The sequence below is a fragment of the Chitinophaga ginsengisegetis genome (genome assembly GCF_900168065.1).
GTDB classification, from domain to species: domain Bacteria; phylum Bacteroidota; class Bacteroidia; order Chitinophagales; family Chitinophagaceae; genus Chitinophaga; species Chitinophaga ginsengisegetis.
Genome location: NZ_FUZZ01000003.1, coordinates 450,561 through 463,410 on the forward strand (window position 1 = coordinate 450,561; position 12,850 = coordinate 463,410).

At 45.5% G+C, this 12,850-nt stretch carries 11 protein-coding genes; 1 reads left to right on the forward strand and 10 read right to left on the reverse strand.

Annotated features, from left to right (window positions below; genetic code table 11):
• Positions 1–13 precede the first annotated feature (13 nt).
• The 6 genes from B5Z18_RS20495 to lptB all read right to left on the reverse strand — a co-directional run bounded on the left by B5Z18_RS20495 (position 14) and on the right by lptB (position 8,368).
• Entirely contained in the window at positions 14–3,184 is a 3,171-nt protein-coding gene (locus B5Z18_RS20495) for a TonB-dependent receptor (RefSeq protein WP_159454372.1), read from the reverse strand.
• Between the two features lie 242 nt (positions 3,185–3,426).
• A complete protein-coding gene (locus tag B5Z18_RS20500; RefSeq protein WP_079471364.1) occupies positions 3,427–4,539 on the reverse strand; it encodes a FecR family protein in 1,113 nt (370 codons plus the stop codon).
• A gap of 70 nt (positions 4,540–4,609) precedes the next feature.
• A complete protein-coding gene (locus B5Z18_RS20505; RefSeq protein ID WP_200817308.1) occupies positions 4,610–5,173 on the reverse strand; it encodes an RNA polymerase sigma-70 factor in 564 nt (187 codons plus the stop codon).
• A gap of 111 nt (positions 5,174–5,284) precedes the next feature.
• Positions 5,285–6,034: a 3-oxoacyl-[acyl-carrier-protein] reductase gene (gene fabG / locus B5Z18_RS20510; protein ID WP_079471366.1), complete on the reverse strand. Its 750-nt coding sequence runs from the start codon at positions 6,032–6,034 to the stop codon at positions 5,285–5,287.
• Between the two features lie 17 nt (positions 6,035–6,051).
• Positions 6,052–7,584, reverse strand: a complete 1,533-nt coding sequence (locus B5Z18_RS20515; RefSeq protein ID WP_079471367.1) for a GH3 auxin-responsive promoter family protein — start codon at positions 7,582–7,584, stop codon at positions 6,052–6,054.
• A 22-nt stretch (positions 7,585–7,606) separates the two neighbouring features.
• The gene (gene lptB / locus B5Z18_RS20520) at positions 7,607–8,368 is read right to left on the reverse strand and encodes an LPS export ABC transporter ATP-binding protein (protein WP_079471368.1); all 762 of its coding nucleotides are present in this window, start codon (positions 8,366–8,368) and stop codon (positions 7,607–7,609) included.
• 168 nt (positions 8,369–8,536) lie between these two features.
• Between lptB and metF the strand changes: the two genes are divergently transcribed.
• Entirely contained in the window at positions 8,537–9,490 is a 954-nt protein-coding gene (gene metF / locus B5Z18_RS20525; protein ID WP_079471369.1) for a methylenetetrahydrofolate reductase [NAD(P)H], read from the forward strand.
• Positions 9,491–9,772: 282 nt separating this feature from the next.
• On the opposite strand, the gene B5Z18_RS20530 is transcribed toward metF, so the two are convergent.
• The 4 genes from B5Z18_RS20530 to B5Z18_RS20545 all read right to left on the reverse strand — a co-directional run bounded on the left by B5Z18_RS20530 (position 9,773) and on the right by B5Z18_RS20545 (position 12,825).
• A complete protein-coding gene (locus tag B5Z18_RS20530; RefSeq protein WP_079471370.1) occupies positions 9,773–10,441 on the reverse strand; it encodes a porin family protein in 669 nt (222 codons plus the stop codon).
• 57 nt (positions 10,442–10,498) lie between these two features.
• The gene (locus tag B5Z18_RS20535; RefSeq protein WP_079471371.1) at positions 10,499–11,185 is read right to left on the reverse strand and encodes an outer membrane beta-barrel protein; all 687 of its coding nucleotides are present in this window, start codon (positions 11,183–11,185) and stop codon (positions 10,499–10,501) included.
• A gap of 169 nt (positions 11,186–11,354) precedes the next feature.
• Entirely contained in the window at positions 11,355–11,975 is a 621-nt protein-coding gene (locus B5Z18_RS20540; RefSeq protein ID WP_079471372.1) for a porin family protein, read from the reverse strand.
• Positions 11,976–12,123: 148 nt separating this feature from the next.
• Positions 12,124–12,825 (reverse strand): porin family protein, encoded by a 702-nt coding sequence (locus tag B5Z18_RS20545; RefSeq protein ID WP_079471373.1) that lies wholly within the window; start codon positions 12,823–12,825, stop codon positions 12,124–12,126.
• Positions 12,826–12,850: the final 25 nt, after the last annotated feature.

Below are 12,850 nucleotides of genomic sequence, written 5' to 3' on the forward strand. Positions count from 1 at the left end.
TTTTTAGCTCCTGTTAAAAATTAATTTCAAGACCTGCAAACCATTTGGTGCTGGACGGATACTTGATGTAGTTGATACCCCTGTCATCTACTTCCGGATCCAGACCGGAGAATTTGGTTAATGTCCACAGGTTATCACCGCCAATAGAAATTCTGGCGTTTCCAATATGCGCGCGGTCCAGCCAGGCTTTGGGCAACGCATAACTCAGGTTTACGTTTCTCAGACGCAGGTAGCTTCCGTCTTCCAGGAAACGGGAAGATGGTTTATGTGAGTTTTTATTTCCTTTGATAGTATACTTCGGATGGGTAGCCACATCGCCCGGTTTTTCCCAGCGGTTCCAGTCTTTATCCAGCTGCATCATATTATAGGTATAATACGCGCCATCATTATCCATCAGTTCACGGGTGCTGTTATATACATCATTGCCGGAAACAAAGGCCAGGAAGGCGCTGAGCTGGAAGTTTTTATAGGAGAAGGTATTACGCATACCACCAAAGAATTTTGGCGTGGCAGAACCCACAATCTGCAAAGACGCATCGTTGTAATTGTTGGTAGTGGTTTTGCCGGTTACATTGCCATTAGCATCCGTAACGAGTTTTTCCCACAGCGGATCACCATTGGCAGGATCTACACCCACCCATTTGCGCATATAGAAACTACGCATATCCTGGCCCTGTTGCAGGATGAAGTAACCACTGATCGGATCTACAATCTGGTTCTTTCCGGTATACAGTTCGGTTACCCTGTTTTTATTGAAGCCAATGTTGAAGTCGGTGCTCCATTTAAATGTACCTACCAGGTTATCTGTACTCAGGTTGATTTCAAGTCCTTTGTTACGCACAGATCCAACGTTCTGTGAAATGTAGCTGTAGCCGGCAGTAGCAGGCAGCGGCACGTTGAACAGGAGGTCTTTGTTATCTTTCTGGTATAATTCTATCGTCAGGTTAATCCGGTTAAATAATCCCAGGTCGATACCAATATTGGTATTATATGCTTTCTCCCACGAAAGGTTAGGCACATTGTACACGCTCTGGTAAGCGCCGGGGAAACCATTGTACTGTGTATTGATAGAATATGCCCCGATAGCGCTGTAGTCGCCGATTTCCGCATTACCGGTAGTTCCGTAGCTGGCTCTTAACTTCAGGTTGGTGATTGCTTTTATCTGCTTGATAAAATTTTCTTCAGATGCTGCCCATGATGCCCCAAAGGCATAGAAGTTACCATACTGCTGATTGGCGCCAAACTTGGAAGATCCGTCTCTTCTGAAGGAAGACGTGAAGTAGTATTTATAATTGTAGTTATAGTTGGCCTGTACAAAATAGGAATTAAAAGCGCGGGCTATTTTTGTACCGCCAATAGACATCGGCGAAGAAGTACCATCCAATACCTCTACTCCCTGCAGGATACCTTTACCTTTTGCATTGATATCATTGAGATTGGCTTGCTGGAACTCAGCACCTACCAGTCCGTCGATGTTATGCACCTTATTAATGGTATATCTTGCTTTCAACAGGTTGGAGCTGATATAACTCGCAGAATCCTGGTAGTAGTTATACAGGTTACCACGGTCGTCGGTGCCGGAGGAGGTACGCACATCCCCGTTGCTTTCCTGGTTGAAGTGGTAATATTGCGCGCGGTTGGTGGAGCTGAAAGACAACCATTTGGTGATATCGTATTCCAGTTTCACCAGGGCTTCGAGCGACTGTCTTTTATTTTTAATATAATTATACTGCTGGTCGTAGAGGAAGTTGGTCATATCCCTGCCATACCAGGTGGCGGCGGTGAGCGGGTTTACCGGCTTGCCTTGTTCGTCGTATGCCTTATCCCACGGGAGGTTGGTGTAGTACTGATACAGCGAACCGTTTGAATTATCGTGGTCGGAAGTTTGGGTTCCAGCAAAGTTGGCGCTGATGCGGAACTTATCGGTGATGTTATGATCCAGGTTGAGGCGGGCGCTGAAACGCTCTACACCGGTACCTTTCAGGATACCATCTTCTTTATAATAGTTACCGCCCAGGTAGAATTTTGTTTTTTCGTTACCACCGCTGGTAGATAATTCGTAGTTCTGGTTGGTGGCATTCTGGAAGGCCAGCTTCTGCCAGTTGGTGTTGATATTACGTTGAGATGGGTCCAGCGTGGCTCCTGCGGCTTTCTGCAGGTCGTACAGTTCTGTTCCGTTCATCAGGTGGAAATGGCCGGTATTGAGCTGGGCGGTTCCCACGTTGGTGCGGAAGTTTACCTGTGTTTTGCCCGCTTTACCTCTTTTGGTGGTAATTACCATTACGCCGTTGGCGGCGCGGGCGCCGTACAATGTAGTCGCGGCGGCATCTTTCAGGATGGTAACGCTTTCAATATCGCTGGGGTTGGGTAAACCGCCAATGATACCATCTACCACTACCAGCGGAGAGTTGCCCGCAGTAAGGGTTCCGTTACCACGGATGCGGATAACGGGTGCGGAAGCGGGGTCACCGGAAGTATTCCCTACAAATACGCCGCTTACTTTACCCTGCAACATTTTGTCCATGCTGCTGGCGGTTACGTCTTTCAGTTTAGCGCCGCTTACCGCCTGCGCTGCGCCGGTGAGGTTTTTGGTGGTAGTAGTGGTGTAACCCATTACTACTACTTCTTCCAGTTTCTTCGTATCAGGTTCCAGTTTAACATTGAGTTCGGAGCGTCCGCCTAATGTTACTTTCTGTTGCAGGTAGCCGATGTAGGAAAATATCAGTACGCTGTTTTCTGAAGGAGCCTGGATAGTGAATTTACCGGTGGCATCTGTTACTGCGCCGGTGCTGGCGCCTTCTACGGTGATGGTTACACCGGGCAACGGATCTTTGGTAGTGGCGTCTGTTACATATCCTGTTACCTTTACCTGTGCGGTACCCGTGGGAGTGATCACTACCAGGTTGTTTTCCAGTACGCGGAAAGTAACATTGGAGTTGTTGAAGAGTTCCTTCAGCACATCACTGATCTTTTTATCTTTCACATCAATGGTCACTGCCTTATTCAGATCAGTAAAGTTCTCGTTGTAGAAGAAGCGATAATTGCTGCTGTTTTCGATGAGTTTAAATACATCTTTCACGCTTTTATTTTCAGCATGCAGTTCTTTTATTTTATCCTGCGCGTAAGCATTAGCGGATACCTGTAAAAAACCTCCGAAAATCAGCAGACCCGTCAATTTCATCATGAGCAATAATTTTCGCCCGGGGCAAAATAATGCCGCCAGGTTTGCAGTGGATTTCATAAACTTGTATAGATTTTAGTTAAACGATAATTACGGTGGTTGCCCGTCGCAAAGGCAATTCACCATTCAGTGATTTTCGTTGATTGGGGTAAGTCGCATTACCCCAATTTTTTTAGTCCTTCATGTCGGGCATGTAAGTTGGTTTTACAGGTGATAGAATGATGGTTCTCTCTTCTCTCCGGCCATTACCGGGTCTTAAATGCTTTATTATATTTTTCTCTCAGCTCCTCATCCAGCGCCAGGGTAACTACACCTTTGTCTATGGTGTATTTCAGCGGTGCCGTGAGCTTTAGAATGTTCAGTACCTGTTCCAGCGTTTCCTGACGGAAAGTGCCACTGAAGCGGTATTCTTTCAGTTCCTGTTCTTTAAAGATCACCTTTACATTAAACCTGCGTTCCATTGTAACCGCCAGTTCGTCCATTGTTTGAGCGGCCACTATCCAGTTGCCGTCTTTCCAGGCGGTATATATTTCTGTATTGTTCACTTCCCTGCTTTCTATTGGGGCAGCTGTAGAGCTGTCGCCGCCGGATACAGGCGTTTTCGGTTGTTCACTATCGTTTGTCGACAACGGTTTTTTATACACAACATGTTGATGTGGTTTCATCATGAGTCCGAAAGGCGTAGTGGTTTTGCTGCCATCTATCTTCACTTCTCCGTCTACCAGGGTGGTCACTACAGTTTTATCTTCCGGGTATGCTTTTACATTGAAAGATGTACCCAGCGCGAGTATGCTCAGGTCGGAGGCCCTTACTGTAAAAGGCTTTTGTGCGTTGGTATGCACTTTAAAGAAAGCCTCTCCTTCCAGTTTTACTTCGCGGCCGCGGAGGTTGTAAGACTGTGCATACTGTAGTTTACTACCTGCGTTCAGCCATACTTCCGTACCATCAGACAATTCAATTTTGGTGGTGGCCCCTTTTGGGCTGGTTACCGTTACCAGCGCGTTACTGTTGTTGTCTTTTTTACCGGAAGCCCAGGCATATACCAGGCCGCCGCCGATTAAAAAAGGCAAGGTGTAAGAGGCGGCCACACGGAAATAATATTTCCATTTATTTACCGCCAATGGCGCTTCTATGGCCGTTCTATACTGCAAACTATCCCAGGCGGCGCCGGCATCATAATTTCCTTCCCGTGCCGTTGCCTGCCACGCATCCCTGAGCTGCAGGAAATAAGACTGGTTCTCCGCCGTAGCATTGATCCAGTGCGTTAGCGCTGCTTGTTCATCCGGGGAAATATTGCCGGATAAAAAACGTGCGATCAGGTCATCTGCCTGCTCCTGTGTATAGTTAGGCCCCATCATATAGAAAACAAGTAGTAAGACAACATTTAATGCCGGGTAGGGTGACAAGAGAAGAAAAAAAACTTTTTATTTACTTCAGAAGAGGAAGTAATTCATCGCGTAACCTTTGCAGGGCGCGGGTCATCTGCGTTTTCACGGTATTGATGGAAATGCCGAGGTGGCGGGAAATTTCGGGGTAACTCAGTTCTTCAAAACGGCTAAGCCGGAATACATCCTGGCATTGGGGTGGTAATTTGCGGATTGCCTTTTCGGCTATCAGCTCCAGTTCGGATTGCTCCAGTTTTTCGGCCGGCGAATGCCCGGAGGCGATGCTGAAGAGAGCAATACGGGACTCCAGCTGCTGAAGTTGTTCGCTGCCATATTGCGCCTTCACTTTGTTTTGCTTGATGTAGTTGAGGCAATTATTCTGAACAGCGCGGTACAGGTATGCTTTTTCAGATACCTGAATGTCCAGCTCCTTATACTTTTCCCATATCTTCAAAAAAGTATCCTGCACAATTTCTTCTGCCAGTTCATGTCTGTTTACAAAATCAAAAGCGAATGTACAGAGCGCGGGATAATACTCTTTGAATAATGACTCAAAAGCGGGTAGTTGACGTTGTTTCCGGTTAATATTTTTACTTACTTCCTCCAAAGTATTCCTTCGTCCACAAGATTGTTCACTGTGGCGAAAAGATACGTAAAGTAGGTTCAATAAAAAAACGCGGGTTATAGGCCCGCGTTTTACCATCTTTAACTCGTTGAATTACATACATAAACCGCCACAGGTGCTGATTGTCTGACCGGTTACATAACCGCTCATATCAGACGCCAGGAACAGGCAAACGTTGGCAATATCTTCCGGTGTACCGAAGCGGGCCAGCGGAATCTGGGCAATATAATTGGCAGCACCCTCTCCTTCTTTGAGGTAGCTGGTCATGTCTGTTTCTACAAAACCCGGAGCCACGGCGTTGCAACGGATGTTACGGCTGCCCAGTTCCTGTGCAATGGACTTGGTAAAGCCGATGATACCTGCTTTGGAAGCGGCATAGCTGCTTTGGCCGGCGTTGCCCATGATACCGATTACGGAGCTCATATTAATGATGCTACCGCTTTTTGCTTTCATCATTGGGCGTATTACATGCTTGGTCATGTTATACACGCTCTTCAGGTTGACGTTCATCACATCATCCCATTGATCAGGACTCATGCGCAACAGCAGGTTATCTTTGGAGATACCGGCATTGTTCACACAAATATCAATTTTACCGAATTCTTTCAATACATCCGCCACCAGCGTTTCAGTTTCCTCATAAACGCCTGCATTGGATTTATAAGCTTTTGCTTTTACACCCAAAGCGGTCAGTTTTGCTTCCAGTGCCTGGGCTTTTTCATCGGAGCTAACGTATGTAAATGCTACGTTTGCTCCCTGTGCTGCAAATTTCAAAGCAATTGCTTCCCCGATACCACGGCTGGCGCCTGTTACTATGGCTACTTTGTTCTCCAGTAATTTCATGTTATAGTTGATAGGTTTTAAGCATTCATATGATCTGCCGCAAATTGCAGGATTTCTTCCAGGTACTTGCGGTCGTTGTTCAACCGGGGAACTTTATGTTGTCCGCCCAGCTTGCCTTTGCTCTTCAGGAACTCGCAAAAAGTTCCTTCCGGCAGCACATGCACTACCGGCATGTGCAAGGCAATATCTTTATATCTTTTGGCCTCGTAATCTGAGTTGATAGCTTTTAAAGTACTGTCCAATACAGTGGTAAAGCGGTTCAGGTCATCCGGGGCTGCTTCAAATTCCACCAGCCATTCGTGTCCGCCGTTGCCATGATCGCTGAAATAAACGGGAGCCGCGGTGTAGTCATTTACCACTGCGCCGGTAGCTTCACAGGCTTTGGCGACTGCGGTATCTGAATTCTCCACAATCACTTCTTCTCCAAAGGCATTAATAAACGACTTTGTTCTGCCACTGATTTTAATACGGTAAGGGATCAGGGAGGTAAACTGGATGGTGTCTCCTACCATATAGCGCCATAAGCCGCCATTGGTGCTGATAACCAGGGCATAGTTTTTACCCAGTTCCACTTCCTGCAGTTGCAGGGTTTGCGGATTTTCCTTGTCTAATTCCTCCATAGGCATAAACTCATAGAAGATGCCATGATTGAGGAACAACAACAAACCTTCTTCTCCTATCACATCCTGGGCTGCAAAGAAGCCTTCGGAAGCATTGTAAGTTTCCTGGTAATGCATTAAGGGCTTGCGGATCAGTTTTTTAAACTGTTCGCGGTAAGGAGTAAAGCTTACGCCGCCATGCATATAAAGTTCCAGGTTAGGCCATACATCGGCCAGGTTGTCGGTACCGGTGAGTTCAAAAATACGTTTGATCAGCACAATGGTCCAGGTAGGCACCCCTGCAATAGAGGTTACATTTTCATGGATCACGGCGTTGGCCATACGTTCTATCTTTTCTTCCCATTCGTCCATGAGCGCTATTTCCAGGTCCGGTGTACGGATCATATTGCCGTAAAACGGCATATTCTGGAGCATTACGGCACTGAGGTCACCGAAATAGGAGTCGCTGTTTTCAGAGAGTTTGTTCACCTGGTGGCTGCCGCCTATTACCAGTGATTTACCGGTAAATACATCGGAGTCCGGGAAATTATTGTAATAAAGGGAGATCACATCCCTGCCGGAGCGGTAGTGACATTCATCCAGGCTTTCCACTGTTACGGGGATAAATTTGCTCTTATCCGCAGTGGTTCCACTGGATTTTGCAAACCATTTGATGGGTGTATTCCAGAGTACATTCTGCTGTCCCTCCATCGTGCGCTGTATATAAGGCTTGATGGTATCATAGGTATGAATAGGAACACGCTGTTTATATTCGTCTATCTTATAAATCTTTGAAAAGCCGTACTGCTTACCGAATTCGGTATACTGAGCGGCACTGATAAGGTTTTGGAATACCTGCTGCTGCACCTGAACGGGATACTGCATGAAATACGCAATACGCCCCATTCGCAATCTTGCCAGTTGTGATATTGCAGGACTTAAAATTCTCATATAGGATGCTGTAGAATTATTTTTATTGTTTAGCTGCTTCGTCCAGGTAATCTTTACGGCGAAGAATAAAATTCTGGCCAAGATACACTTTTCTTACCTGTTCATCGGCTGCCAGCTCTTCGGCGGATCCTGATTTCAGGATTTTACCTTCAAACAATAAATAAGCCCGGTCAGTAATGGACAATGTTTCCTGAACGTTGTGGTCGGTGATCAGGATACCTATATTTTTGTATTTCAGTTTGGCTACGATTCCTTGGATATCCTCCACGGCAATGGGGTCGATACCGGCAAAAGGCTCATCCAGCAGGATAAACTTCGGGTCCACCGCCAGTGCGCGGGCAATTTCGGTACGACGGCGTTCTCCCCCGCTCAATACATCACCCGGGCTTTTTCTTACGTGCGTAAGCCGGAATTCAGACAAAAGGCTTTCCAGCTTCTCTTTCTGCTCCGCCCTTTTCAGGGTGGTCATTTCCAACACGGCGGCAATATTATCCTCCACGCTCAGTTTCCGGAACACGGAAGCCTCCTGTGGCAAATAACCAATACCCATCTGCGCCCGCTTGTACATGGGCAGCTTGGTAATGTTCTGGCCATCCAGGTACACATTCCCTTCGTCGGGCTTAATAAGCCCCACTACCATGTAAAAGGAGGTGGTTTTACCGGCTCCGTTAGGCCCCAGCAGCCCTACAATCTCCCCCTGGGACACTTCCACAGATACATGGTTTACCACCGTTCTGTTGCCGTAACGCTTTACCAGCTGGTCTGTATGTATTCTTAATGTCATATGATCAAACTTAGCAAAAATAAACAATTCATTCAGTTAGCCTAGTTATAGTTATCCTAAGATTAAAAATGATCTGATAATAATAAGGGGATATCTTATTTTTGCCCGCGTAATTTTAGCAGGAAGCTGGCTTTATATCCAGCCGCCTTCCTCAAAGCTTATAACTTTATGAAAGTAACTGAACATATTGCCAAGGCCAAAGACACCCTGATTTCTTTTGAAATCCTCCCTCCGCTTAAAGGAAAGAGTATTGAGTCTATCTATGACCACCTGGATCCGCTGATGGAATTCAAGCCCGCATTTATCAATGTGACCTATCACCGCAGCGAGCATATGTTCAAGAAAAAGGCGGACGGATCCTTTGAAAAGGTGGAAATCCGTAAACGCCCCGGTACTGTAGGTATTTGTGCGGCCATTATGAACCATTACAACGTAGATGCGGTACCACACCTCATTTGCGGCGGTTTTAGCCGGGAAGAAACAGAAAATGCCCTGATAGACCTCAACTTCCTGGGTATCGACAATGTACTGGTTTTACGCGGAGATGCGCCCAAAAATGAAACTTTCTTTGAACCCGACCCACATGGACACAGCTATGCTATTGAATTGCTGGACCAGGTGGCACATATGAACAACGGCGTTTACCTGGAAGACGATCTGCAAAGCGGCGTAAAAACCAATTTCTGTATCGGCGTAGCCGGTTACCCCGAAAAACACTTTGAAGCGCCCAATATGCAAACAGACCTGTCGCACCTGAAACGTAAGGTGGAAAACGGGGCTGATTATATTGTTACACAAATGTTCTTCGACAACCAGAAGTTCTTCGACTTCGTAAACAAATGCCGTGAAATGGGTATTACCGTGCCTATCATCCCGGGACTGAAGCCATTAACTTCCCGGAAGCAGATGACAATGCTGCCACGTATTTTCCATGTGGATCTCCCTACAGACCTCTCTACAGAAATCCTGAAATGTAAAACAGACAAGGATGTGGAACTGGTAGGTACCGAGTGGCTCATTGCACAGTCGAAAGAACTGAAAGCCTTTGGTGTGCCGGTACTGCACTACTACACGTTGGGTAAACCTAAGGTGGTGCGTCAGGCGGTGGAAGCCATTATGTAGCTTATCCTAACTCCTTATAAAAGCAGAAGGGAAGGACAAAAGTCTTTCCCTTTTTTGCTGTCTTTCATATAAAAAAAATGCCATCACGTAGATACGTAGTGGCATATCCCTATAACTGTCACACTTTTAATTATAACTGTCCAATGATTGAAACCATCTTCCGATGGTATCTTTCGCTAATAAGACGCGGTAAAAAGGAATGACCCCTATCTCCTTTTAAAAAAAATAAAAAAGACTGCCGTGGGGGGCAGTCTTTCTAAAAGTCATTATCCAACAACATTATTATTTCCGGGGAAACAAATACCCGAAAGAAATACGGAAGCTACGATTCAGCTCTTCCGAATTTTCCCTGGTGCTTACATTTATGAAGCCAGAAGAATACCCTGCAGTGAGTATAAATCCTTCGTTAAACTCATAGCCCAACAGGAAATTTGCTGAAACGTCTACCGGGTTGGCGTGTATTTCATTAGCGTTTCCGGGAACAGTTTCATCACCATCAAACTTTACCTTCTTTGTTTCTTCTTTAGTACCTTCCCTGATATAAGTGGCTTTCCCGCCAATGCCACAGGACAGGCCGGGACCAAAGCCGGCTACTACTTTACCCTGCCCCAATCTTTGCTTAAACAGAAAGTTAACCGGTAATTCCAGGTAGTTATATCTGAACTTGGCGATATAGTAATAGTTGCCGGTTGACTGCTCCGGGCGCGTTCTGTAACCAGCAACGCTGTAATACAGCGCCGGCTGTATCGAAAACCATTTCGCCAGGGGGATATCTGCTAAAATGCCTGCATGAAAAGCAGGCAACATGAACTCATTACGGTCCGGAACATCAGCAGGGTCGGTTAACTTCATACTGGCGCCGGTAAAGCCGGCCTTTAGTCCAAATCTAACTTGTGCGGTTGCCATCTGAACAACCAGCAGGGCTACAACAATCAGAATATTTTTTTTCATGTACGTTTAAGTATAAATCCGTCCCCTGTTAACAAAAACCATTCCTCATAAAAACAATTACCAGTCTTCCCGGTCAAAGAAGAAACCGAGGCTTACGCCCCAATACCTGTTTTTATAATTGTTCTCCTGTGATTGATCAATATCTACCATTCCGTAGCCATATTGGGCACTTAAGGAAAGACAGCAGTTCAGCTCCAACCCGGCTATAAAATTAAGACCTGCATCCCAGCGTTGCAGGGTCATGTTGGTACCAAAAATATTGGGAGATGCTTTAAAATCCACCCGCTTGGATCCCGATTGAACCAGTTTATTGTCGCTGTAAGCAGATACGCTGTAATCCCCGCGCATACAATAAGCTGCATAGGGACCAGCACCTACCAGCAGTTTGCCAAAGCCTACCGGCACTTTGTATACCAGGTGAACCGGCAGTTCCAGGTATTGCAGTTTCAGCTTTGTTACTCCCGATGTAAACAAATTAACAGGGTGGGATACTGCGTAATCCAGCCCTGCACCTTTTTCTACGTAACTGACGCCTGGCTGCAGGTAACCATTTTTAAACAGGGGTATGTTCGTATAGATGCCCGCCTGCCAGCTATCTATTTTTTGGGTGCCCGGCGCATATCCATTCCCGGACGACTCCAGCCCGGTATTGATATAGCCGCCACGAATACCCAAACTTACCTGTGCATGTGAGGTAACTGTAACAAAAAAAAGTGTTACAAAAAGAGGAGTAAAAATTTTCATCAGTGGTTCGGTAATAAAAGGATTAAGAATATCACAGTGACATCATTTTGGGGGAAAAGTCTTAATGCTCAGTCGGTTATTGTACGCGAAATTAAACAAAGGTTTTCATAAAAATAAAAAACCACCCGAAATTAGCGGGTGGTTAATAAAAAGTTCATGCGGAGCATAGTTATCTGCCTCCAAACTTATAGCCAACAGATACGCCGAAGGACGTATTTTTAAAGCTACGGTCATTATCTGTGTTATCTGCCGTATTTATCAGACCCAGGTCGGTATTCAGACCGAAATACAGTCCTACAGGCAATTCATAACCTACATTGATACCCAAACCGGCATCAAATCTTTTTTGTTTCAGCACGGTGGCTTCATCATCATACACATCTAAGTCGCCAAATCCGGTATCCTTGATCTTTCCGCCCAAACCATAAGCTAAATAAGGTCCTGCAGATAATACCAGCCTGCCGGTACCTACTTCTGGTTTAAACATAAAGTGAACGGGCAACTCCAGATAAGACAAAGTCGTTTTCACATCAGTATCCTTGTCTTTACCCCCTTTACCGGAATAAAGTAATCCTGTTCCGATATAGAATTCATCTGCCAGCGGAATGTCTACTGTAACCCCGGCCCTTATACCGGTAAGAATAGAACTGGTTTTCTTTCCACTGTTTAGAACAGCATTTTTTGCAGTCATGCTGGAAAACTGAGGCCCTGCAACAATACCCCATTTAGCCTGGCCAAAAGAAAGGCTGGCTACCAATAATGCGGCTGCAGATAATAATACCTTTTTCATGTGTGATGTAATTTGAATGATTAAAAAAAGCGATACCCACAGGTCAGGTATCGCTTCCCTAATTTTTTGATTGCCAACTAATGAATGAACCTGTTTTTTGCTTGCTTGCTGTTATTACAATTTAATTCCGTAATTGTTTGTTAACCGGTTATTTTCCACCAAACAAATAACCTACAGAAACACTGAATACACGGTTTTTACCCTTGTCATCTGTGCTGTTGTCCTGACCGGAATTCACTTTGGCAAAACCAATACCATACTGGGCAGAGACCAGAAAATTGCTAAGTTCCGCACCAATCTGTACGTTACCACCCCAGTCGAAACGTTTCATTTTATTGTATGCTGTGTTTGGATCGTTATTAAACGGGGTATCATCATCCCATTTAATACTTTCTGAACCACTGCCATGTACTCCGGCAATAGTGGTTTCATACTTTTGCTTACCGGCAACACCAAATGCAAAGTAAGGACCAACACCAGCAAAGAGACTTGAACTTTCACCGATTGGCAACTTAGCCACGAAGTTCAGAGGAATCTCAATGTAGGATGGATTTACGGTGTACTTTGCATATGGATTAGTGGTGGAATTGTTCTTGTCCCCGGTTTCAAGCTTGGTACCCTTGGTTGTATAAAATACACCGGGCTGAAACGACAAAATCTTCGGAACTAACGGTAAATCTGCAATGGCTCCCACATTAAAACCGGATAATGAACGACTGTCTTTTGTATTTCCGGAGTTATCGTAAGTAATGTTGGAGAGGTTCCAGCCAGCCTTAATCCCAACTCTCGCCTGAGACATCGCTGCAACTGAAATCGTTAATGCGGCGAATGATAATAACATCTTCTTCATGATCTTTGGTTTTATGGTCCGGTAC

Excerpts from the sequence above, each read along its gene's own strand:
- lptB (WP_079471368.1), bottom strand. The coding sequence starts at position 8,368 with ATGACATTAAGAATACATACAGACCAGCTGGTAAAGCGTTACGGCAAC.
- B5Z18_RS20495 (WP_159454372.1), bottom strand. The coding sequence starts at position 3,184 with ATGATGAAATTGACGGGTCTGCTGATTTTCGGAGGTTTTTTACAGGTA.
- B5Z18_RS20540 (WP_079471372.1), bottom strand. The coding sequence starts at position 11,975 with ATGAAAAAGGTATTATTATCTGCAGCCGCATTATTGGTAGCCAGCCTT.
- B5Z18_RS20500 (WP_079471364.1), bottom strand. The coding sequence starts at position 4,539 with ATGATGGGGCCTAACTATACACAGGAGCAGGCAGATGACCTGATCGCA.
- B5Z18_RS20530 (WP_079471370.1), bottom strand. The coding sequence starts at position 10,441 with ATGAAAAAAAATATTCTGATTGTTGTAGCCCTGCTGGTTGTTCAGATG.
- B5Z18_RS20515 (WP_079471367.1), bottom strand. The coding sequence starts at position 7,584 with ATGAGAATTTTAAGTCCTGCAATATCACAACTGGCAAGATTGCGAATG.
- fabG (WP_079471366.1), bottom strand. The coding sequence starts at position 6,034 with ATGAAATTACTGGAGAACAAAGTAGCCATAGTAACAGGCGCCAGCCGT.
- B5Z18_RS20545 (WP_079471373.1), bottom strand. The coding sequence starts at position 12,825 with ATGAAGAAGATGTTATTATCATTCGCCGCATTAACGATTTCAGTTGCA.
- metF (WP_079471369.1), top strand. The coding sequence starts at position 8,537 with ATGAAAGTAACTGAACATATTGCCAAGGCCAAAGACACCCTGATTTCT.
- B5Z18_RS20535 (WP_079471371.1), bottom strand. The coding sequence starts at position 11,185 with ATGAAAATTTTTACTCCTCTTTTTGTAACACTTTTTTTTGTTACAGTT.